At 28.2% G+C, this 24,012-nt stretch carries 22 protein-coding genes and 1 tRNA gene; 10 read left to right on the plus strand and 13 right to left on the minus strand.

Going from position 1 to position 24,012, the window contains the following annotated elements; genetic code table 11:
• Nucleotides 1-48 precede the first annotated feature (48 nt).
• Both G8C43_RS02030 and G8C43_RS02035 read right to left on the minus strand, forming a co-directional pair.
• Nucleotides 49-1,530, minus strand: a complete 1,482-nt coding sequence (locus G8C43_RS02030) for an amino acid permease (protein ID WP_166003771.1) — start codon at nt 1,528-1,530, stop codon at nt 49-51.
• A 333-nt stretch (nt 1,531-1,863) separates the two neighbouring features.
• The gene (locus G8C43_RS02035; protein WP_166003773.1) at nt 1,864-2,310 is read right to left on the minus strand and encodes a GNAT family N-acetyltransferase; all 447 of its coding nucleotides are present in this window, start codon (nt 2,308-2,310) and stop codon (nt 1,864-1,866) included.
• A 279-nt stretch (nt 2,311-2,589) separates the two neighbouring features.
• Between G8C43_RS02035 and htpG the strand changes: the two genes are divergently transcribed.
• A complete protein-coding gene (gene htpG, locus G8C43_RS02040; RefSeq protein ID WP_166003775.1) occupies nt 2,590-4,473 on the plus strand; it encodes a molecular chaperone HtpG in 1,884 nt (627 codons plus the stop codon).
• 177 nt (nt 4,474-4,650) lie between these two features.
• Here htpG and G8C43_RS02045 read toward each other — a convergent pair whose 3' ends face one another.
• From G8C43_RS02045 to G8C43_RS02065, 5 genes are all read right to left on the minus strand, one after another.
• On the minus strand, nt 4,651-5,355 hold the full coding sequence (locus G8C43_RS02045) for a DUF4197 family protein (protein WP_166003777.1): 705 nt from the start codon (nt 5,353-5,355) through the stop codon (nt 4,651-4,653).
• Nucleotides 5,356-5,462: 107 nt separating this feature from the next.
• The gene (uvrC, locus tag G8C43_RS02050) at nt 5,463-7,250 is read right to left on the minus strand and encodes an excinuclease ABC subunit UvrC (RefSeq protein WP_166003779.1); all 1,788 of its coding nucleotides are present in this window, start codon (nt 7,248-7,250) and stop codon (nt 5,463-5,465) included.
• A 204-nt stretch (nt 7,251-7,454) separates the two neighbouring features.
• Nucleotides 7,455-8,732, minus strand: coding sequence for a replication-associated recombination protein A (locus G8C43_RS02055; protein ID WP_185152356.1), 1,278 nt, complete (start codon nt 8,730-8,732; stop codon nt 7,455-7,457).
• A 227-nt stretch (nt 8,733-8,959) separates the two neighbouring features.
• Nucleotides 8,960-9,352: a hypothetical protein gene (locus tag G8C43_RS02060; protein WP_166003783.1), complete on the minus strand. Its 393-nt coding sequence runs from the start codon at nt 9,350-9,352 to the stop codon at nt 8,960-8,962.
• A 16-nt stretch (nt 9,353-9,368) separates the two neighbouring features.
• Nucleotides 9,369-10,883, minus strand: a complete 1,515-nt coding sequence (locus tag G8C43_RS02065) for a GH3 auxin-responsive promoter family protein (protein ID WP_166003785.1) — start codon at nt 10,881-10,883, stop codon at nt 9,369-9,371.
• 173 nt (nt 10,884-11,056) lie between these two features.
• Here G8C43_RS02065 and G8C43_RS02070 point away from each other — a divergent pair, with 173 nt between their 5' ends.
• The 3 genes from G8C43_RS02070 (at nt 11,057) to G8C43_RS02080 (ending at nt 14,435) form a co-directional block, all read left to right on the plus strand.
• The gene (locus G8C43_RS02070; protein ID WP_166003787.1) at nt 11,057-12,811 is read left to right on the plus strand and encodes an AMP-dependent synthetase/ligase; all 1,755 of its coding nucleotides are present in this window, start codon (nt 11,057-11,059) and stop codon (nt 12,809-12,811) included.
• A 239-nt stretch (nt 12,812-13,050) separates the two neighbouring features.
• A tRNA-Ser gene (locus G8C43_RS02075) sits at nt 13,051-13,137 on the plus strand.
• A gap of 167 nt (nt 13,138-13,304) precedes the next feature.
• On the plus strand, nt 13,305-14,435 hold the full coding sequence (locus G8C43_RS02080) for a site-specific integrase (RefSeq protein WP_166003789.1): 1,131 nt from the start codon (nt 13,305-13,307) through the stop codon (nt 14,433-14,435).
• Between the two features lie 12 nt (nt 14,436-14,447).
• Here the strand turns inward: G8C43_RS02080 and G8C43_RS02085 are convergent, their stop codons facing one another.
• The 4 genes from G8C43_RS02085 to G8C43_RS02095 all read right to left on the minus strand — a co-directional run bounded on the left by G8C43_RS02085 (nt 14,448) and on the right by G8C43_RS02095 (nt 16,581).
• On the minus strand, nt 14,448-14,867 hold the full coding sequence (locus tag G8C43_RS02085) for a hypothetical protein (RefSeq protein WP_166003792.1): 420 nt from the start codon (nt 14,865-14,867) through the stop codon (nt 14,448-14,450).
• A 101-nt stretch (nt 14,868-14,968) separates the two neighbouring features.
• Nucleotides 14,969-15,274, minus strand: a complete 306-nt coding sequence (locus G8C43_RS02090; RefSeq protein ID WP_166003795.1) for a hypothetical protein — start codon at nt 15,272-15,274, stop codon at nt 14,969-14,971.
• Between the two features lie 177 nt (nt 15,275-15,451).
• Nucleotides 15,452-15,583, minus strand: a complete 132-nt coding sequence (locus tag G8C43_RS09960; protein WP_255490397.1) for a hypothetical protein — start codon at nt 15,581-15,583, stop codon at nt 15,452-15,454.
• A gap of 701 nt (nt 15,584-16,284) precedes the next feature.
• Complete coding sequence (locus G8C43_RS02095) at nt 16,285-16,581, minus strand: helix-turn-helix domain-containing protein (protein WP_166003797.1); 297 nt, start codon at nt 16,579-16,581, stop codon at nt 16,285-16,287.
• Between the two features lie 309 nt (nt 16,582-16,890).
• Here G8C43_RS02095 and G8C43_RS02100 point away from each other — a divergent pair, with 309 nt between their 5' ends.
• Genes G8C43_RS02100 through G8C43_RS02110 form a run of 3 tightly spaced genes read left to right on the plus strand, consistent with a single transcriptional unit; the run spans nt 16,891 to nt 17,734 of the window.
• Complete coding sequence (locus tag G8C43_RS02100; protein ID WP_166003799.1) at nt 16,891-17,334, plus strand: LPD7 domain-containing protein; 444 nt, start codon at nt 16,891-16,893, stop codon at nt 17,332-17,334.
• A complete protein-coding gene (locus tag G8C43_RS02105) occupies nt 17,295-17,513 on the plus strand; it encodes a hypothetical protein (protein ID WP_166003801.1) in 219 nt (72 codons plus the stop codon). Before G8C43_RS02100 ends, G8C43_RS02105 begins: the two co-directional genes overlap by 40 nt.
• 23 nt (nt 17,514-17,536) lie before the next feature.
• Nucleotides 17,537-17,734: a hypothetical protein gene (locus G8C43_RS02110; RefSeq protein WP_166003803.1), complete on the plus strand. Its 198-nt coding sequence runs from the start codon at nt 17,537-17,539 to the stop codon at nt 17,732-17,734.
• A gap of 862 nt (nt 17,735-18,596) precedes the next feature.
• On the opposite strand, the gene G8C43_RS02115 is transcribed toward G8C43_RS02110, so the two are convergent.
• Nucleotides 18,597-18,935, minus strand: a complete 339-nt coding sequence (locus G8C43_RS02115; RefSeq protein ID WP_166003805.1) for a PEGA domain-containing protein — start codon at nt 18,933-18,935, stop codon at nt 18,597-18,599.
• Between the two features lie 1,497 nt (nt 18,936-20,432).
• On the opposite strand from G8C43_RS02115, the gene G8C43_RS02120 reads away from it, so the two are divergent.
• Nucleotides 20,433-21,071, plus strand: a complete 639-nt coding sequence (locus G8C43_RS02120; RefSeq protein WP_160543261.1) for a porin family protein — start codon at nt 20,433-20,435, stop codon at nt 21,069-21,071.
• 283 nt (nt 21,072-21,354) lie between these two features.
• Here G8C43_RS02120 and G8C43_RS02125 read toward each other — a convergent pair whose 3' ends face one another.
• The gene (locus G8C43_RS02125; RefSeq protein WP_166003807.1) at nt 21,355-22,377 is read right to left on the minus strand and encodes an asparaginase; all 1,023 of its coding nucleotides are present in this window, start codon (nt 22,375-22,377) and stop codon (nt 21,355-21,357) included.
• Nucleotides 22,378-22,444: 67 nt separating this feature from the next.
• On the opposite strand from G8C43_RS02125, the gene G8C43_RS02130 reads away from it, so the two are divergent.
• Nucleotides 22,445-23,125 carry a TrmH family RNA methyltransferase gene (locus tag G8C43_RS02130; protein ID WP_166003809.1) on the plus strand — a complete coding sequence of 227 codons (681 nt, stop codon included), beginning with the start codon at nt 22,445-22,447 and terminating at the stop codon, nt 23,123-23,125.
• Nucleotides 23,122-24,009, plus strand: coding sequence for a hypothetical protein (locus G8C43_RS02135; RefSeq protein ID WP_166003810.1), 888 nt, complete (start codon nt 23,122-23,124; stop codon nt 24,007-24,009). The genes G8C43_RS02130 and G8C43_RS02135 overlap by 4 nt, the downstream gene beginning before the upstream one ends.
• Nucleotides 24,010-24,012 lie beyond the last annotated feature (3 nt).

Genomic DNA, 24,012 nt, shown 5'->3' on the forward strand with positions numbered 1-24,012 from the left:
CCAAATCTATTTTCTTAATCATTGTATGGTTGAAAATATAATAACCCACTAAATTATGCTGTAAATTCTCCAGAGAAAATAGGCTAAAAATATAATTAATAAAATCCATTTATATTTAGGAAATCTATAGCAGAAATACAGAACAAACAACCATACAGGAATCAGCTCAATAGATAATTCCATACCGGTAAACCACATAATGGGTAAAATTCCAACTAAGAATATCAAACAAATAATATTTCCCAGCGGAAACCATAAAGAAGGAAATTTAGTTTTAAACACTCCTTCTTTATTTTTACTTCTTTTAAAATAAAAATGGGTTAAACTGATGATTATCCAATTGATGATTAGAGAAGAAACTACTAACGACATTAAATAATTGAGAGCTTCTTTCGGCATTACTTTGTTTACAATAACACAAACAGCAGCAAATAAGGCGGAAACCAATATGGCCATTACCGGTACATGATTGGCATTCAGTTTCGATAAAAATTTAGGAGCATTTCCTTGAACGGACAAACCATATAACATCCTGCTGTTACTGTACACGCTGCTATTATAAACAGATAGGGCTGCAGTTAAAACCACCACATTCAGAACATTTGCAATGATGCTTGTAAAATAAAAAGTATGACCTAATAATGTAAAACTAAAACCGTTAAGGGTATCAAAAACGGTTACAAACGGACTGCTTCCTGTTGTTATTTCTCTCCACGGAGAAAGTGAAAATAAGATCAGTAAAGCTCCGGTATAAAAAATAAGGATTCTGTATATTACCTGATTCGTCGCTTTAGGGATAGTTACTTCAGGATTTTCTGCTTCAGAAGCAGTGATCCCGATCAGCTCCAACCCTCCGAAAGAAAACATAATGAAAGCCATTGCGGCAAGTAACCCTTGATAACCTCCTGTTCCATCTGAATTAAATAAGCCCTTAGGAAAAAAACCACCGTCATTCCATAAATTAGTTATGGATGCTTTAGGGCCTCCCGAACCGCTTATCAAAAGATAGCTTCCAAAAACAATCATAGCTATGATTGCAATAACTTTTATGATTGAAAACCAAAATTCTGCTTCTCCGTAAATCTTTACATTAGCCAGGTTAATTAAATTAATAACCACAAAAAAGAATAAACTCGATACCCATAATGGAATTTCCGGCCACCAAAAATGTACATACGTTCCTATGGCGGTTAATTCCGTCATGCTTACTAACGTGTATAACAACCAATAGTTCCAACCGGAAGCAAAACCTGCAAAAGGCCCCCAGTATTTGTTGGCAAAATGACTAAAACTTCCCGATACCGGTTCTTCAACCACCATTTCTCCCAGTTGCCTCATAATCATAAATGCTATAAATCCGGCAATGGTATAACCTAAAATAACGGATGGTCCTGCCATGACAGCAGCCGGTCCGATTCCTAAAAATAATCCGGTACCTATGGAGCCGCCTAAAGCGATAAGTTGTATATGTCGATTAGATAATCCTCTTTTTAATTCTTTCTTTGTTCTATCAGACTTTAAATTCTTCAAAATTAATTCTTTACAGTTAGTAATTTAGTATTAGTATAAAAAATTGTAATTATTTTTGCTCTATTTTCAAATAATACATAATTTCAGATAAAATTTATCTTATTTTATACGGAATTTAAGAAATTTTACAAATATAATGAAATTCGAAAAATAAATGTTTTTTTAATGATATAAATCTGTTAAAATCTTACATTTTCGATAAATCTATTCATAAATTAACAATGATTTTTTAACAAATCACAACTAAAACTAAAGATTCAACACAAAAAAATGTAAATTATCTACTTTGCTGTATAAAATAAACCCTTTGATATATTTTTTAAATGCTTGAGACTATAAATCGATACTGCAATTGATCCATTCTGCATCAAATTTTGCATTATACTTTTTATAAAATTCTATCGCCGTTTCGTTCCATTCCAATACCTGCCATACCATCCCGTTTAATTGTTTATCTTTAGTTTCCTTGATTACAGCCTCAAAAAGTTGACTTCCTATTCCTTTTCCTCTCCAATCGGGGCATACATAAAGATCTTCAAGATACAGGCGTTGTCCCTTCCATGTCGAATATCGCACATAGTATAAAGCAAAACCTATAATGGTTTTAGATTTCTCATCTTCAGCGACCAACGCCCACCAAACGGGATGATCTCCAAATCCGCTTTCTTCAAAATGGGATAGATTTACGGTAACTTCATCCGGTGCTTTTTCAAAATCGGCTAATTCTTGTACTAATTCTATTAATCTTTTACAATCTCCTTTAACTGCTTTTCTTATCATTCTGTTTACACTTAAAATTAAGTTTGTAATAATTTTTAATTTAAACTATTAAAGATAAAAAATTAAAATAAATTTATCTTATTTTAGAAAATAAAAATTGGATAGTATATTGTAAATTCAATAATAAATGCTTTTATAATATTGGAAATAAAAATTATCTAATGCTAATCCGCCTTTTACCTTTGTTTCCCGTCATTTTGTCATAAGATTTTCATTGGTACTTTTTTTGACTTTTGAAAATTAATTTTCATTAATAAATCGTAAAAAATAAAAAAATATATGGCAAAAGGAAATATTAATGTATCGGTTGAAAATATTTTTCCACTGATTAAAAAGTTTTTATATAACGATCACGAAATATTTTTACGTGAGCTGGTATCTAATGCTACCGATGCTACATTAAAACTTAAACATTTATCGAATATTGGAGAAGCTAATGTTGAATACGGCAGTCCAATTATTGAAATTAAAATAAACAAAGAAGATAAAACCCTTCATATTATCGATCAAGGGATCGGTATGACAGAAGAAGAAGTACAAAAATATATTAATGAAGTAGCGTTTTCCGGAGCTGAAGACTTTATTTCTAAACACAAAGATGCTGAAAAAGAAGGTATTATAGGTCATTTCGGTTTAGGCTTCTATTCTGCATTTATGGTTGCCGATAAAGTGGAAATCATAACAAAATCTTATACAGATGCTCCGGCCGTGCAATGGGTTTGCGACGGAAGTCCTCAATTCGATTTAGGTCCTGCGGATAAAAAAGATCGCGGTACTGAAATTATTTTACACATTGCCGAAGATTCTTCTGAATTTTTAGAAGAATACAAAATTCGCGAGTTGCTGTTAAAATACAATCGATTCATGCCTATTCCGATTAAATTCGGAACTAAGGAAGAAATGTTACCGCTACCTGAGGGGGCTGATAAAGATGCCAAACCTGAAAAAGTAATCGTTGATGATATCATCAATAATCCTAATCCGGCATGGACAAAGTCTCCTTCTGAATTGAAAGATGAGGATTACAAAGCATTTTACCATGAGCTGTATCCGATGCAATTTGATGAACCTTTATTTTACATTCATTTGAATGTAGATTATCCGTTTCATTTAACCGGAATTTTATTCTTTCCTAAATTAGCCAATAACCTGAATTTAGATAAAGACAAAATCCAATTATATCAAAATCAAGTTTTTGTTACCGATGAGGTTAAAGGCATTGTTCCCGATTTCTTAATGTTATTGAGAGGGGTTATTGATTCTCCCGATATTCCGTTAAACGTTTCTCGTTCTTATTTACAAGCTGACGGCGCTGTTAAGAAAATTTCTTCTTACATAACTAAAAAAGTAGCTGATAAGATGGTTTCTTTAATTAATGAAAACCGCGAGGATTTTGAAAAGAAATGGAATGATATTAAAATAGTAATAGAATACGGAATGATTTCCGAAGAAAAATTCTATGAAAAATCAGATAAATTCGCGCTTTATCCTACGGTAGATCATGTATATTATACGTTTGACGAGTTAAAAGATAAGATTAAAGATCACCAAACCGACAAAGATGGTAAATTAGTGATCTTATATGCTTCCAATTTAGATGAGCAAGATCAATACATTCAAACGGCTAAACAAAAAGGCTATGAAGTTTTATTATTGGATTCTCCAATAGTTCCTCATTTAATTCAAAAATTGGAAACTTCTAAAGAAAATATTTCTTTTGTTCGAGTAGATGCAGATCATATTAACAATCTTATCAAGAAGGACGAAAACACCGTATCTGTTTTAACCGATGAAGAAAAAGAAACTCTTAAAAAAGAAATTGAGGAAAATGTAGATTCTAAAACGTATACTATTTCGTTAGAAAATTTAAGTAAGGATGACGCTCCTTTTATTTTGACTCAGCCGGAATTTATGAGAAGAATGAAAGATATGCAACAAGTGGGCGGTGGAATGTACGGCATGATGGGTAATTTCCCTGAATCTTATAATCTTGTCGTAAATACCAATAATCCTATTGCTTCCGAGATATTAAAGAAGGAAAACAAAGACGAAAAAGCTTCCATTATTAAACAAGCTTTAGACTTAGCTAAACTTTCTCAAAATATACTAAAAGGTAAGGATCTTACTGATTTTATTAAGAGAAGTTACGAAATGATAAAGTAATAAATTATCTTTGATACATTAAAAGCCATTCTAATCAGAATGGCTTTTTTTAATTTTATTTTAATAAAACTTGTTTTAGTTATCTAATCCTCTATTTTAACCGTTTCTTTATTTTTTCCGGATGACTAAAATTAAGTGATAGATACTGTTTAATTCAAAAATAACTTTCTTTTTAGCTTATTTAACTAACGATTTAATAAGATCTGTAGAAAGATTGGAATTTTTTACTTCATATTCTTCTGCTACTTGAAAAAATCCATTAACAATTTGACTAGTTGCGTACTTAGCAATCGAATTAGCTCCGTTTTCAGTTGTTGAAGCAGGGTTTCCCGTAATCATGGCTAAGGCATTTTGAATTGTTTTGTTGTTTAACGCAGAATTAACCAATGCGGTTACTCCACTGCTGTTTAATTCATTTTCAACCTCGGGTTGTATTGCTTCAAAAAGTTTCGCTTCCGTTTTCTTTTTCAAAAATTGAGTGGCTGCTCCCTTTCCTCCTGCAATAATTTTAGCAGCTTCTAAAGGCGTGATATCTTTAATTGCAGAATTAATGATAGGTTTAAATAAATTAACTGAAGATTGAGCTGCTTTACCGATGTTTTGCTTTTCACTTTCAACTATACTGGATAAGCCTAAGGTTTCGAGTTTCGTATTAATATCCTTAAGTTCATCGGGTAAGGCTTCTTCCATTTTTGTATTGATCAGAAATGAACCTGTATCTTTTAGTACGGAAAAACTTTGATTGGTACTGGCAGTTAAAATTTTTTTTACGGCATGTAAGGCGGCTAAATGATTGGTTGATCTTTTTTGACAGATACATAGTTGAAAACTCAATATAAAAATAAAAAGCAATCCAATTTTAGAATAAAATGTATAATTCATAAATTTTTATAATTAAAAATAACAAGCAAAAATACTATTATCTTTTAATTATAGTAACGATTTTATCCGATTAACTTTTTTATCGAGTTTAAGAGGTTTAATAAAACTTATTTATCCGTTTTAAAATAATTTAGGATTATTGAAGTTCTTTTATCACCAATAAGCTTTTGAATTTCATCTTCGCTAGCCTGTCTTATGGCTGATACGGATTTAAAGTGATTTAAAAGTATTTCAATGGTTTTTTTTCCAATTCCGGGTATTGTTTCCAGTTCAGTCGTGAATGTTTTTTTACTTCTTTTATTTCTGTGCCTGGTTATTCCATACCTGTGTGCCTCATCCCGAACTTTTTGCAACACTTTTAGGGTTTCAGAAGTTTTATCCAAATATAAAGGGATGGAATCATGGGGAAAATAGAGTTCTTCCAACCTTTTGGCGATCCCGATAATAGGTATTTTTCCAGCCAATCCCAGTAATTCCAATGATTTATAGGCAGAGCTTAACTGACCTTTTCCTCCGTCAATTAGTATAAGTTGAGGCAATTCGTTATTTTCTTCTAATTGCCTTTTGTATCTGCGATATATTACCTCCTCCATAGTAGCAAAGTCATTAGGTCCTTCTACTGTTTTAACATTAAAAATACGATACTCTTTTTTACTCGGTCTGCCGTTGCGGAAGACAACACAGGCAGAAACCGGATTGGTTCCTTGTATATTGGAATTATCAAAACCTTCAATTAATCGTGGTTCTTCCGGTAAATGTAAAAGCGTTTTCATTTCAGCCATAATTCGGTTGGAATGTCGTTCGGGATCTACAATTTTAACCTGTTTTAGCATTTCTAACCTATACTCTTTGGCATTTCTTTCAGATAAATCTAATATTTTCTTTTTATCCCCTATTTTAGGAATATATAATTTTACATCCGGTATTTTTATATCTACAGGAAAAGGAATATAAATGATTTTAGATACTGAATTGAATTTTTCTCGTATTTCAATTATACTTTTTTGTAATATTTCTTCATCGGATTCATCCAACTGTTTTTTTATTTCAGTTGTATAGGATTGAATGATTCTACCTTTTACAATTTTAAAATAATTAACATAAGCAGCCGATTCATCGGAAGTAATACCGAATACATCCACATTGGATATAGTGGGTGAAATAACAGTTGATTTCGCTTGATATTTTTCTAAAATATCTAATTTTTCTTTTATTTGCTGTGCTTTTTCGTATTCCATTTTATCAGAATACTGCATCATTTTTTTTCGTAAGGATGCTAAAGGTTCGGATATATTACCTTTGATAATATCCCGTATTTCTTTGATATTTTCTAAATAATCTTCAAGCGTTTGATATTCCTCACAGGGACCTAAACAATTATGGATATGATATTCCAGACAAACGGAAAATTTATGTGATTCAATTTTTTCTTGAGTTAAATCTAAATTACAACTTCGTAAGGGATAGATACTTTTTATTAACTCTAACAGTGCTTTGGCAACTACTACGGAACTATAAGGACCATAGTATTCGGAACCGTCTTTTATTAATTTTCTGGTTAAAAAAACTCTTGGAAAGGGTTCATTTTTAATGCATATACAAGGATAGGTTTTATCATCTTTTAAACGAATATTATATCGCGGCTGAAATTCTTTAATCAGATTATTTTCCAACAATAAGGCATCGTATTCAGTATCAACAATCGTAATTTTTAAATTTTTAATTTTTGAAACTAAAACTTTAGTTTTACCTACATGTTCTTTGTTGAAATAGGATGAAACCCTTTTTTTTAAGTTTTTAGCTTTTCCAACATATAAAATTTTCTGGTTTTCATCAAAAAATTGATAAATTCCCGGTTTGTTAGGTAATGTTTTTAACTGAAGTTCTAATGACATATCTGTTACTGAAATTTCCTATACAAAAATACGTATAACTAAATTAATTAATGATTCAAAAATAGAGACGAACTAAGATTCTTATCTTAGTTGCAACTATTGAATGGCAAGGTTGGAAAAATTAAAATAGGACTATAAGGAAGATTTATTCTATTTTTACTACATCGTTTTTGTCACTGAATTTTAGTCAATTCTGTGATCATATTAAAAATTGTATTTATCCATCCACAAATTTTTAAGATAATCTCTGAGTTTGTTTTCTCTCGGATTATTTCCGGGTTGATAAAAACTTTGATGAGAAGCTTGATCGGGTAAAAATTCTTGATATACAAAATTTCCCGGATAATCATGGGCATATTTATATCCTGAACCGTAATTCAGCTCTTTCATTAATTGAGTGGGTGCATTTCTTATTGGTAGAGGAACGGGCAAATTTCCTGTTTCTTTAACGTATGCAAAGGCTGAATTTATTGCCAAATAGGATGCATTTGATTTAGGAGAGGTTGCTAAATAAATAGCACACTGACTTAATAAAATTCTTGCTTCGGGATTTCCAATGACATTTACCGCTTGAAAGGTATTATTTGCTAATATTAAAGCTGTAGGATTGGCCATACCTATATCTTCTGAAGCGGAAATAACCATCCTTCGGGCTATAAATTTAATGTCTTCTCCCCCATCCAGCATTCGGGCTAACCAATATACGGCTGCATTGGGATCTGAACCTCGAATCGACTTTATAAAGGCGGAAATGATATCGTAATGTTGTTCTCCTCCTTTATCATACAAAGCCATATTTTGTTGAATGACTTTTTTTATTTCTTCATTATTGATATGGATTTCCTCCTGATCACTGAATTGTTGTACTACTAAATCCAAGCTGTTTAACAGTTTTCTGGCATCGCCTCCTGAATATTGCAATAAGGCCTCTTCTTCATCTATGATTATTTTCTTTTGGGACAAAATTTCATCTTCTGTTATAGCTCTGTGCAATAAATTGGACAACGCTTTTTTATCTAAGTGATAAAGGGTATATACCTGACATCGGGATAATAGTGCTGATACAACTTCAAAACTGGGATTTTCCGTGGTTGCTCCGATTAATACGACCCATCCTTTCTCAACGGCTTGTAATAAACTGTCTTGCTGCGACTTGTTGAATCGGTGGATTTCATCAATAAACAAAATAGGACTTTTTCCGGTAAATAAATTTTGATTTTTAGCCTTTTCTATTACTTCTCTTACTTCTTTAACTCCGGAGCTTACCGCACTAAGTGTATAATAGTCTCTTTGAGATTCATGGGCTATTATTTCTGCCAGAGTTGTTTTTCCTGTTCCCGGAGGACCCCAAAAAATCATGGAAGCCAGATTTCCACTTTCCACCATTCGTTTAATGGGACCGTCTTTTCCAATTAAATGATTTTGATATTGATAGTCCTCAAGGGTTTTCGGACGCATTCTTTCTGCTAAAGGTGACTGGATCATCCTCTTATTTATTAATACTGTTTCTAAATGTAATTATTTATTTTCAAATTTTATGGATCAAAGGCAATAAATTTTCACATTTTCTAGTATATATATGCTTTATAGATTTGAACTTAAAACTTTTAAAAATATCCTACTTTATAAAAATAGAGTTACCTAAAGTTTCTGTAGTTTTACCATATAATTTTTCGTAAACTAATATTATTATTGAATTGAAATCCTTATTAGTTATTTTTGTAAAGCGTTTTGCCGTCTTTTTCTAATTCATAGATATCATTAATTTTTTTTACTACCCAATTTCCATTTTTCCATTCAGTATCATTTATCTTTTGTGCGATCACTGAACCGGGTATTTCAGATGAAAATATTTCTATACGATCTTTATCAACAATTATATAAGCTGCTTGAGTAGAGGTTGTGGAAACAGGTTTTAATTTTATTCCTACACTAAACGGTTGAACGCAATCTCTTTTAATTTGCGACCATTGAGAACCGGTAGATCTTTTACACCCGTGTTCGTCTGCATCATTTCCTACAATGACCGAATGGGTGTTATTTTTAGATGAACAGGCAAGTAAGCTTAGAGTAGTTCCTAAAATTAAAAAAAATTGTTTCATTATTAAAGTTTTTAGATTATTTATGGTTTAAGTTCAGCAATGAATCCAAATATTCCCTGTCATTAGCTAAACGGGGTATTTTATTTTGCCCCCCCAATTTACCTCTTTGCTTCATCCAGTCATAGAAAAGATGAGGTCTTGCTGAATGTACTTTGGGCATCGTTAATGTCATATTATTATATCTTTTGGCTTCATAGTCTGAATTTAATTTCTGCAATTCATTATCTAAAATTTCCGTAAATTTTTCCAGAGAATTTGGTTGACGCGCAAATTCTATAATCCACTCATGCGAACCTTTTTCTTTTCCTTTCATAAATATCGGCCCGGCCGTATACTCGGATATTATCGCTTGGGTTTCTTTTTCCGCCTCTTTTAAGGCTTTTTCAGCATTTTCAACCATCAATTCTTCTCCAAATGCATTAATATAAAATTTGGTTCTTCCCGTAACTCTTATTCGATACGGATTTTTAGAAACAAACTTTATCGTATCTCCTATAATGTATCTCCACAATCCGCCATTAGTTGTTATAACCAATGCATAATTGGTGTCTAACTTTACATCTTCAATGGATATAACTGTCGGATTATCCGAATAAAACTCATCCATAGGTATAAACTCATAAAATATACCATAATCGAGCATTAAGAGCATATCTTTACTTTCATTCGTATCTTGCATGGCAAAATACCCTTCGGAAGCATTATAAATTTCATAATAATTAATCGGTTTGGAAAATATGGATGCATACTGCTCAACATAAGGAGTAAAACTTATTCCCCCATGAAAGAAACATTCAACATTCGGCCATACTTCATCAATGTATTTTTTATCAGTAGCTTCTAATACTTTTCTTAATAATACCATCATCCAGGAGGGAACTCCGGTAAAACTTCCCACATCTTGCGTAATGACTTGTTCCACAATTGCAGGTAATTTGATTTCCCAATCTTTTAAAAGAGATACTTCTTTATTTGGAGTGCTTTTCCATTCTGCCCAAAAGGGTAGATTATCTATTAAAACGGCAGATAAATCTCCATATTTCGAATCAAAACCGGCGTAATTTTCTCGGGTTCCTCCCAACCTTAAATTTTTACATTGAAAAATCTTTGTATTTGGATTATGGAAAGCATACATTGAAAATAAATCTTTTCCGGCCTTGTAATGACATTCTTGTAAGCTATCTTCTGTAATTGGAATAAATTTACTTTTAGCATTGGTTGTACCGGATGATTTAGCAAACCATTGAATTATTCCGGGCCATATAACATTTTTTTCGCCTTTTCTTGCTCTCGTTATATAAGGTTCGAAATCTTCATAATGTACTAATGGTAATTGATTTTTGAAATCCTTATATGAAGTTATTTGATTAAACTTATATTTTTTCCCGTATTCGGTATCTTTTGCCTTATATAAAAGAGCTGTTAATACGGCATTTTGGGTATCTTCAGGATGATTGATGAACACTTCCATTTGCTTAACCCTTTTCTTTACATACCACTGGATAAAGGTATTTACAATTCCTGATACCATTTCTTTACTAATTTTAGGATATAAAAGTACATATATTACTAAATCTAGCCAAAAATTAACTAATTTTTGAAATAATTAACATACCTTAATTTCATAAGAATTATATTATTCTTAACTTTACATTTCGAGATTTAGGCTTATCTTATTCTAAATTTCGATAAAAAAAATTATATATGAATTTTTCGCAAATCATACTTGATAATAAAGTATTATCTTCTAAAGTAGCCTTAAATTTTAAAGAAAATCATGAATGGAAATCGTATACTTGGTTAGAGTTTACAAATTTAGTTAAACAGACAGCCAATGCTCTAAAGTCTTTAGGTGCTAAACCTAATGACAAGATTGCCATATATGCTGATAATATGCCGCAATGGATGATTTTAGATTTAGCGATTCTTACTATTGGTGCTGTTACTGTACCGATTTTTGCTACTCTAACTTCTGAACAAGCTGAATACATCATAGATGATGCTAATGTAAAAATTATTCTTGCCGGAAATGAAAAACAATATACGAATTGTTTAAAGATCTATTCTAAAGGAACTTCTCTTGAACATATTTTAGTTGCTAAGAATTTTATTGAATTACAAAGTAAATATTCCTATCATTTTTATGATTTGATTAAAGATCAGTCAACAGACTGTGAAGTGGTTTCTAAAGATAAAGACGATATCGCTTCTATAATATATACTTCCGGAACAACCGGAGAACCTAAAGGCGTAATGCTTTCTCACGGAAATTTTATCGAAGCTTGTAAAGCTCATGAAAGTTTCTTTGGTTTTACTCCTAAAAATGAAAATTCATTAGTGTTTTTACCATTAAGTCATGTATTCGAAAAATGTTGGAGCTCTTTTGTACTGTCAAGTGGTGGACAGCTGAGCTTTTGTGAAAATCCTAGAGAAATATCACAATTTCTTTTAGAAGTGAAACCGACAACCATGTGTTCGGTTCCTCGCCTTTTCCAAAAGATTTACATTTCTGTTAATGAAAAAATCCAAAGCAGTCCCAAATTTTTAAAGAAATTATTTACATCATCTTTAAAAATTGGTCAAAAATACACCCATCTAAAAAGAAACGACAAAAAAATCCCTTGGTTTTTAGCCCTTAAGTATAAAATCGTTGATACACTGTTTTTCAAAAAAGTTAAGAAACAATTGGGAGGTAATCTTAGATTTATTCCTGTGGGAGGAGCTTCGATTAGTCCAGAAATAACAGAATTTTTGGATTGTATTGGAATTCATTTATGCGTGGGATATGGCTTAACTGAAACCACTGCGACTGTGGCAGCTTTTCCGTTGAAAAACTATGAGTATAATTCGGTTGGTAAGCCCATGACAGGAGTACAAATACGTATAGGCGATGAGAATGAAATTTTAATTAAAGGATACGGGGTTTTTAAAGGTTATTATAAGAAAGAAAAAGAGACTAAAGATGCTTTTACTGCCGATGGATGGTTCAAAACCGGTGATGCAGGAAAATTTGACGAAAACGGTAATTTAATTATTATTGATCGCATTAAAGATTTAATGAAAACGTCTAACGGTAAATATATTTGTCCGCAGCCGATTGAAAATCTTTTAACCAATGATAATTATATTGAGAAAGCTGTGGTTGTGGGTGATAATAAACCATATGTAACTGCCTTATTAGTACCTAACTTTGAAGCGTTGAAACATTTTGCAGAAAATTTAAATATTCATTTTAATTCTTTTGAGGAGCTTATATCTCATCAAAAAATAAAAGATTTGTTCACTGCGAGAATCAATCATATTCAGCAACATTTAGCAGGATTTGAAAAAATTAAAAAATTTCAATTGCTTCCTATGGATTTTAACATGGATTCTGGTGAGATTACTCCTACTTTAAAAGTTAGACGTAAAATTGTATTGGAAAAATTTAAATTTCTAATCGATGATATGTATAGTTAATAGTAACTAAATTCTTATTATTATAAAAAAACAACTAAGATAATCTTAGTTGTTTTTTTATTTTATAATTAGTGTAATCAGAAAAAGAGTTTTAATACAATTTGAGTTTTATATCTATATTATTAATTTCTTAATGAAATATAAATTTAAACGTTCATCTCGTTAAATTTAATTTTAATAAAGATTATATTATAGTTGGTTCAATCTAAAAATATTTCTATATTTGCGCTCTACTAAACAGAGAGGTGCTCGAGTGGTTGAAGAGGCTACCCTGGAAAGGTAGTATACGGGTAACCGTATCGTGGGTTCGAATCCCATCCTCTCTGCTAATAAACCCGCTTAAATAGCGGGTTTTCTTGTGTTTACGCGGTTTATAGCCCTTTTTTACGTTTTTTTACCTGTGCCATATTCTGCCATATTCTGCCAATTTTTTGATACCTTTTTTTAAAAAAGTATCAAATTTTTTGATACCTTTAATCAAATTTACAATTACATGGATAGCTTATCATTACGCTTTATATTCGACAGGAAAAATGAAATTAAGAATAAAGGTAAAGAAACAGGGCTATTACACATTGAAGTAAGGCAGAACAAAACCATAAACCGTATATTTATATCTACAGGCATTAGATTAAAACCATCTGAATTTACACCCAAAAACGGATTTACCTGCAAGAATCATCCTAATGCATCTGCCATAACCGCTAAGGCTCATCGGATATTTAGGAATATTGAGGCATTTGTTTTATCGGAAAACTGCAATTCCTTAGAAGATGCCAAAAACTGGAATAAAGAACAATCTTTAACCCATTCAGTAGTTGAATTTATTTATTCTGAATTAAAACGGCGCGACCCCTCTTTATCCGTCTTAGAATATAATAAATCGTTTTTGAGAAGGCTTGAAGACTTTGGAAAAATTAAAGTATTTGCGGATTTAACCTACAAAAATTTATTAGACTTTGATGAGTATTTAAGACAGTTTATTAAATCTTCCCCTACTCTTTACAAACGTCATAGTTTGTTTAAGGGATATATTAATGAGGCGATTAAAAGGGGACTTTGTAAATCTAATCCCTACGATTTATTTAAAATTTCAAAAGGTAAGTCTAAGAAGCCTGTATTTTTAACCCATAAAGAAATTGACTGTATTTATTTATTTGAATTTGATAACCCTAAAATTGACAGAGTCAGAGAGTTATTTTTATTTCAATGTTATACCGGTATGTCCTATGCCGACACTCAACTATTCAATAGTGAATATATCGTTGAACTGGACGGGTATAAAGTTATTCGGTCTAATAGAAAAAAGACCGATGAAAGTTTTATATCATTACTTTTACCGGAAGCCGAAAGAGTGTTAAAAAAATTTGATTATAAACTACCTAAAATAAGCAATCAAAAATATAATGATTATTTAAAAATAGTTGGTGAATATGTCGGACTTACTAAAAAACTTACCAGTCACGTTGCTCGTCATACTTTTGCCACTTATTTACTTAATAAAAGTATTCCTATTGAAACAGTAAGCAGAGCTTTAGGTCATTCTAATTTAAAACAGACACAACACTACGCTAAAATGATGGGTAAAAAAGTGGTTGATGATATGAAAAAATTGATAGAGTGATAAATTAATTAATTACTCACATTTTAAAAGAAGAATATCTTTATTATTTAAAACATTTTTAATTTCTGATACAATTTTTTTATAATTTAACTTTAGACTAGAAAAACCATTTCTAACCAGGAATTTAAAAAAAAGCTTACTAATGAAAATTAAAACGGAAAGATTATAAGTACTTAAGATTGTGAGTTTTTTTGATGTATCATTAAATTGATCATAAGCTTTTAAAAATTCCTTATTTTGGATTTTAATTACTTCATTTATATTCTTTTTATCCTTTGCATACTCTTGATCTTCCAAAGAATTTAGAAAAATAATTAATTTTATTTTAAAGTCTAGAAATTCAGGATTAACAACTATATTTTTAAATATTTTTAAAAATTCAATGTCTTCTTTTTCTAAATTTTTCTTATTTTTTATATAGACAAGTTCCATCTTATCATAATTGGAAGCTAACCTCAAAATTAATACTTCCTTTTTTTGGTTTATATATTGATGGAGCAATACATACATTAATAGTACTTAAGATAGTATTCTTAGTAATATATAAATGATTTAATTTTTTTAAAAAATTCTTTTAAACTTTTAAAAAATAAATAATCTTTCTTTTCAACCTTAACTTCTTGTAATTTATTATAAATAATATATTTTAAATCATTTATTAATTCATCCTTTTCTTGTATCCTTAAATTTATTTGTTTTTTAAAATCTCTATCGGAAATATATTTTTTAAAAAGATATCCTATAGTAAAACCTACAACAAATAAAGCAATAATTAATCCATAATTAGCAAACAGATATTCAATTTGAAACTTTACGCCATCTAGCACATAATTTTTCATAGTACAATTGAAAAGTAATACATTAAAATTAATTTTTATAAAAAATTTTATGTAATAGTAATAATATACGATAAAAGGTTTATGAGACCATAAATTTTATGATTTAAAATTTAAGAATCTATTCACTTTCATAAATATATATTTAAAGCTTTATAAAATTTTAGCTTATACCAACGCCTACGGTTGGTGTCCTTCCGTTTTTAAGGTCGATGCCATAGCCTCCAAAAACATCGATACCAAACGGATGCATTTTATTTTTTTGTCTTTTTCTAACATAACATCAGTCAATAGTAAATCCAATTCTTTCATAGATTATTATAAGAATAAATTTTTAGAAATTAATACTATCTTTATACTAAACAAATCTTAAATATAGATGCGTATTACTTATAAATCCTAGTTAATTAAAAATGATTTTTATTAAATCAATGTTAATCACTGTGTTTTTAAATAAAAATAGAAGTAGGAAATGGATGCACTATTGATTACTTTAAATATTACTTTGGTATTATTCTATAATTGTTAATATATTTACATATATTACAATATACTCTTGAAATTTTGAAACTTTTTATATTATATTTATCTAATGCATACATAAATGCCTATTGTAAATTTATATATTACTATATCAATATAAAATTAAATTTCTAAGTATAAAGTATTTTATAAATATCTAGTTAATAAACTGGGTTTAAATCAACTACTAAATTAGACAAATTACTAAAAATAAATAATTTACTAAAAAAATGACCATATTGAAAAAATAATATATATGATTATCCTATAAAAAAGCACCTATTTGTTATACATTTTAATGATATTTTAAATTATTTTATTTTTTCTTTAAGTTTTTTAATTTTTTCATCTTTTTCTTTTAATTCACGTTCATATAAATTTTTCTGTTGTTCCATTTGTTGAGCAAATGAATTTTTCACATTCTTAAGCTGCTTTTCATAAACCTCTATAAATTTATCTATCGAATGTTAATGAAAAGTAAAATTAATATTTTAAGAATTTGAATTTGCTCCGTTTAGAGTGGCATTATCGTGAAGCGTGTTATAGTAGTTAATTGGTGAATCATCTACCATTTCTTTAATTGTGTTAACTGGTGTATCAAGTATAATTGCTAACTTTTCTAATGTCTCATCATCAATTTCAACTTTATTTTCTAACTTTGAAATATATTGTTGAGTATTTTGAAGCTTTTCAGCAAGATAATCTTGACTTATATTCTTACATAGCCTTATTTTTTTAATATTACGACCAAGATGAGTTTTATTAATATTTACTTTTTCATTTATCATGTGTCAAAATTAACAATATATCAGATATATACGAAATTTTGTTGTATGTAATTTACAACCATTTTTAGTTGTAAAATACAACTTCTATAAGGGATGTAAAATATAATAGACATAAATTATTCAAAAGGATCTTTACCCTATTTGATAAAGTTTTTTAGTAAACTATTAGATAATAATGAATATTTAAGATATACTATAAAACCAGTAGTAATAGTTCATCAATCATAATACATTAATCCTTTATCTCTCCCTTTTTCCCATCATCACCAATTTTATATTCAAATTAAATTTTCCTTATATGAGATATATATGAATATAGCAAACTTATTAAATTTTAATGGCTTTGCCTCAAGCATGAAGCACTTCACTAAACCTCTTGAATCAACCGAAGAGCAATCCGATTTAACCGTAGCATCTTCAGATCCTTTGAATGTCCAAAACCTAAAGGAAGAAAAGGAGAAGGAAAAAAAAGAAAGTAAGAATGAAAATTTTTATGAAATCTTTGAAAAATTATCATCCAAAATTACTAACAAAGGCTGGGTTATATACAGTTTAGAAGGAAAAGGAGAAATTTTTACCGATCAACATGATTATATTAAATTTCATTCGAGCAATACCGAAGAAGAAGCATTATTAGCTACTTTATTATTTGCTAAAGAGAAATTCCATAATAGTTTTGAAATTACGGGTACTGAAGAATTTCAAAAAAAGTTATGGAAACAATGGTTAAAAATCAGATTGAAGTCAATCTAAGTAATCTCATTCAGGCAAAAAAATTTCAACAAATAAAAGATGAAATCAATGGAACACAACCCTTAACGCCTAAAGAGAACTTAGAGGAAATATACGGCAACGTTTTTATACACAGACAATACCCTTCATCAATGAACAAAAAAGCAAAAAAAACAAAAAAAGCAAAAGCTACATTATAACTAATTAAAAATAAGGAGATATTATGAGCGACCAAACAAAAGACGATTTACAACTCATTTTCAGATGTATGACTAAAGATCCGGACACAAAAAAATATCAAGCCATATTAGAATTATTTTTAGATAAAAAAAAAGAAGAAATAAACGTTTTAGATGGGTGGGTTATGAGAGATTCAGAAAGGATTCCCATTAGAGCAACAATACGAGAACCTGAAAGATAAAACAAATTTTTTATCAATTGCGGAAATTAGTTATGCCGGAGACGGTAGCGTAAAATTTGAATGAGAAATAGGTAAAGGTATTTCCGTAAATCATCTTCAACAAGGACGTTATAATATTTAAATTAAATATAAGAAATATAAATTTTACATTGTACAAATAGTAAAAAAAAATCCGCTGATGATTCAACGGATTAAATTTTTAAGTTTCAGACTAATCTTAATATCGTAAATCACTTACAAACAAACGATATATAAAATTTATCTATTATAATTTTCAGTAGCTTTGACATTGGCCCTTCTTGTATAGCTTTTTCTAAATTTTCTCGGATTTTATTAGCTTAATTAAGTGTTTTACAAAACGCTTTTCTGATAAATGTTTTTTGTTAATCAATCTTTAGAGTTAATATAATATTCTTTTTAAACTATGGATATTGAATAGCTGAGGGATTTTTATCGCTACTACTATCTTCTTTACAAACTGTAAAATTATCACCATAGCTCTTTTTATATTTTTTTAACATCTAATTATAATATGTGACATGTTTCAATAATAAATACTTTCTAAGGCGTTGACACTTTTACGCATATTCATATAAAAACCTTTGTCTACTATTACTCCAGCTTTTTATCTTGAGTCTGAAATATTGATTTTCTAATTTCGAAATTATAGGTAAAATAATATAAAGTTCTTTGAAGAATTTCATTTTTGCTTATATACGCTTCAAAAATTTTCAATTCTAACATTTTTGTTATAGTTTAAATTCCATTTACCTTGAATTTCATTAAACATTTCTTTAGCATTTTGTCAAATGACAGCGAGTAAATTATAATAAATAAAATTAAAATATTCTTTTCATTAAATTTATTTTTTGGGCTCTAATTCTATATTATATAGTTTAGTATCATACTTAGTTAAAGAAGGAGTAAACGCATCTACAACCCATCCTACAAAACCAACTATATTTAATATCGAAACAGCGTTAAATTTTTTATCTAATGTTATGTTTCGAGGTTCATAACCTTCTTTTTTTAATTGAATGACTTTGGGCGACATAGATCTTCTTATATCTATAGAGCAAGGCGTAGTGCATTTTTCAACTCCACCTTCATAAACCTTAGCTTTTTCAGGTGTTGTGTTAAATGTTATACGATCTGTACTTCCTGTAAAAATTGTACCACATGACGTTAAAGAAAATGTCAATAAAATAAATAATGAACTTTTAATATTTTTTTTCATAAAGATAAATTTTTGCTTCAAATATATAAAAATTTATTTATTTTATCCCTAATAAGAATATTATTTTACAAATATTACTTATTTGAAAATAAAATTAAAGAAATACATATAATAGCGATTTGGATTTAAATCTTACCAAAATATATAAATGAAATATTATTTGATTAAATTTTAACCACTTCTTACGACTTTACAAATGAGGTAATTTTTGCCTGTGCCATATTCTAAGATTATTTTTGCTACACTTTTTATATTGTTAACAAAATTTTTTTACAAATAAAAATAAGTTCTTAACAATAAAGACTAAATAAAACTTCATTATCTATTACGATATCAAAAAAATTTAATATATTTTTTAAATTTTAAGCATTCATTAGTAATAATTTTAAATTTTAATTAATTTAAATTTTGAAAATCATAAAAAAAGGAATATGATATCATATTCCCTTTATTTTTTTAAGCTTAAAATTTTTATTATCACTTTAAAGTTTTAGCCATATATATATATTTAAAAACTATATTCAACTAAAATTCAAGATAATATCTATATATTATGGTAAATATAATATATTTTTAAGAAGTTGCTATTTTTAACATTTTAGCAAAACAATAAAATAAAGTTAAAGCAATAAACAATAAGGAATTTTCTAAATTAAGAGCGGAAATAATTCTTCTAAATTTCATAAGGTGTTTATTAGTGTTAATTTTACGCAAAAATACTATTATTTTTTAAAAAATCAATATTCCCCTTACTTAATTTTAAACATTATAAATATAAACAATAAAAAACATTTATTTTTATATTAATAAACACATTTATAAATCAACATCTATTTATAAACATAAAATATAAAACTAATCGTATTTAGATTTTTTTTTTAATTAAATTTAATTCAAAAAATTAAATATTATTATTTAATATAAATTTTTAATAACTAATTTAAATATAATAGTTTTAAATTTTTAACTAAATATTATATTATTTAATTATTTTTATGATAATAATTTAAAAATAATAAAATATACTTCTCATAATTAAAAAAATTGTTGTAAAAGCTTTTTATAATAATTTTTTTTTTATAATTTTATACTGTTAAATATTATTTTATAAATTAAAAAATATTTTATGTAAGTTATGGGAAGCTTAATACTTCTATAAGAATTTACATATTAGATTTAAAAAATAATTATTTTAAGCGCATATGAATTAAATATTAAGAAATAAATTAAATTTAAAAAGTTATTTATAAATATTTTTTATTATTTTATTACAAATAAATGATATAAAATACTAATAAATAATCTTTAATTATTACATATATTTTATATTTATTTAATGATATTTTCTAAGATTATTTTCATTTTTATATTTTAAAATAATGATTATATTTGCGCAAATGTTAAATTTTTTATAAAAGTTTATTAATATCTTTAAAATATTTACAAGTTATATTTCATAAAATGATTAAAAATTTACAAATTTTTTATGTAGTAATTTTATTTTTAAGTTTTTCTACATTAAAATCGCAAGTTCAATTTGGTGTAAAAGGGAGCTTGCAATTTACAAATATCAGAAATGTGCATAGACACTCTGAAACGCGTATTTTTGCACCTGCTGTAGGTTTGTTTGCACAAATTCCTTTTAATGACTTCAACGATAGTTGGTTTTTCAAACCGGAAATAGTTTATTCTGAACAAGGAGAAAAAGATGGTAAAGATATTAATGTTAAATTTTATCAGACTTATATCAACATTCCGTTAATGGTTAAGTTCTATTTTGGAGATTTTATATTCCCTCCTTGCTGTAGAGGAAAAGAAACACATGAATTATTTATAGAAGCCGGTCCACAGGTTGGTTATTTAATTCATGAAAAAAATAAACACCGAGACAAAAAATGGTATGGAGGAGCTTCAAAATTTGATATTTCAGCAGGATTAGGAGGTGGAATTAGCTTTGCTCGTAAACATGAAATAGGTATCAGATATAATTGGGGGTTAAATAATATATATGATAATAATAAAGTGTATTCAAAGCATGGAAAATGGTTTAAATCTCATAATACATCTAATTTAGGAGTTTCTTATTTTTACTTTTTCTAATATAAACACACTATTTCTATTGTTATTTAATCATTTTTTATTAGTTAATGATTAATTTAAAAAGATATTTATTTTATTAATACATTATCATAAGTATATTAATAATGCTTACTTATGATACTGTTGTAAAATAATTTTATTTATTAATATTTATAATTTTGTATATAAAGTTATATTTATATACTATAATAAAAGTAAATTATAAGAAATAAATATATAAGCCTAGTTTACAAGCAATTTTAATTATTTTAAAGACTAAAATAATGGTTGAAATTAGTTAATTTTAATTAGTTATTTCACCGGATAAATTTTCCTCAAACTGTTTTTTGAGTATTTTACCATTTAAATTTTGTCCGAGTAAATGCATTAGCTTAGTTGTAGCGGCTTCTACTGTTATATCATAACCACATATTACTCCTAAATCTTTAAATATGAGGCTATTATGATATTTTCCAAAATTTACATTTCCTCTTACACACTGTGTAATAACTATAATTTCTTTTCCTAACTCCTTAGCTTTATGTAAGGCTCTTAATGTTTCTTTGTCGGAAGGAATATTTCCCGAACCAAAGGTTCTTAAGATAATCCCTTCTAGATCATTGTCTGAAACCATTCGATCTAATAAATACTTATTTTTTCCCGGAAAAAATGTGAATATATCAATTTTATTAGCAAGATTTTTATTTACCTTAAAATCTGTATGACCAGGTTTTAAAAGATATTCTTTAAAAACTCCAAGATTAACGCCGGACTCTCCTAATTTAGGATAATTGGGAGAAATATAAGCATCAAAATGTTCTGCTGAGAATTTGGTTGTTCTGTTTGCTCTATATAATTTATATTCAAAATAAATACACACTTCGTTGATAACTGGCTTATCATTCTCATATAAAGAAGCATAATAAATTGAAGTTATCAAATTTTCTTTGGCATCTGTTCGTAATTCACCAATTGGCAATTGAGATCCCGTAAATACTACAGGTTTTTTCAATCCTTGTAACATAAAACTCATCATAGAAGCAGTGTAGGACATCGTATCCGTTCCGTGAAGTATTACAAATCCGTCATACTTTAAATAAGCATTTTCAAGTATATTGCCTAATGTAATCCAATCATGTATATCTATGTCTGAAGAATCAATAGGTTTTTCAAATACGTTGATATCTATATCTGCATCAATTAGTTCTATCTCGGGTATATGCTTTAATAGCGCATTAAAATCAAAAGGTTTTAGTGTTCCGGTACTATACTCTTTGATCATTCCTATAGTTCCTCCTGTATAAATTAATAAAATCTTACGTTTCATCTATATTTCTCGGTTTAAAATTGCAATTTATGAAAATATTAACAGCTTTAATTGTTATTTTTGAAACATGATTTCAAAAGAATTTTTGAATAATTTGGATTTATATAACTATTTAACAGATTTTATATCAAAAGAAAAATTTGAAAAAATAGAAAATTTGGTTAATTACAGGTCAAATTATGTACTTCCGATACTAGAGGATCTGTATCAATATCGTAATGCCGGTGCCATAGTTAGAAGTATGGAAGCTTTTGGGTTTCAATCATTAATCGCCCTGGAAAACAGAAATGAATTTAAGCCGGAAAGTACTGTTGCAAGAGGAGCCGATAAATGGATTGATATATCTTATAAGTCTTCAAATCTGGAATCTTTAAAAGAGATTAAAGAAAATGGGTATCAATTGGTAGCAGTTTCTCCTGAAAAAAATGCTATAGATATTTATGATTTTCAACTAACTCAGCCAACAGCTTTAATTTTCGGTACTGAATTTAAAGGTATAAATGAAGAAACTTTAAATTATGCTGATGCGTGTATTAAAATTCCAATGATAGGTTTTACAGAAAGTCTTAATGTTTCTGTAGCAGCCGGAATATGTTTTTATGAAATGAGAAAGAAATTGGAAGATAGTCATTTAAATTGGCAGTTAACTGAAATTCAAAAACTTAATTTAAAAATAAAATGGGCTATAAAATCGGTTAGTTCAGGTGAGGAAATTGCAGCCCATTATATTAAATCTTTAAAACGATGAATAAAACACCTATTATACTTTTAAGTTTTATCTGTGCTTTTGCACATTCTCAAACTATTGAAGAATCTTCATATACAGAAAAAAACAAGATTATGGAATCCTTAAGTTTTACATTACCAATTTGTAATAAGGAAGTCCTAGTAAATACTTGGAAGAATTTTATCAAAAAACAAGGAGGTAAAGTGAAAGGTGGAATTGTTAATAAAGTGTATGGTTCGGATATTAAATTTTCACCAAATGGTGAAAGCTGGTTAGGAAATTTTGCATATGAATATAATGATGATAAAAGTATGACGATATTCACTTCTTTTCATAATTTATCCAATACTTTCATCAATTCAAATACTACTGAAAAAGAATTAGCAATCCCAATTCTTGAAGAATTTAAGTTAGACATTCAAAAATCTTGTGCAATTGATGATTTAACGAATGCGAAAAGTTTTACCATAAAGCTTACTAAAGAAAAAGTTCGTAATTCCGATAGAATTTTATATTTAGAAAAAATTATTCGTGACGATTACAATAAAATTGACTTAAAAGCCAACTCCAAAATTTCCGACAAAGAACAAGATAATCTAACTAAAATTAAAGAAAGGATAATTTTAAATGAAGCGGAGTTACAAACTTTAAAAAACCGTAATAAAGACATTGATCAAGAATTAAATTCTCAAACATTGGTCATTCAAGGTTTCCAAAACAAATTAGACACTCTAGAAGGTAAAGTTTCTACTGATGATCAGAGTGAAAATACTATTTCAACTGAAAATGAACCGAATACTAATTATAATTATTCTACTACCATTAGTTCTGATAATAATGAAAATTTAAATACAACTGATCAAGATAAAGATTATCATTCTTCAGATTATTTTGATAATCATTAATAA

It is taken from the genome of Apibacter sp. B2966 (assembly GCF_011082485.1).
Lineage (GTDB): Bacteria > Bacteroidota > Bacteroidia > Flavobacteriales > Weeksellaceae > Apibacter.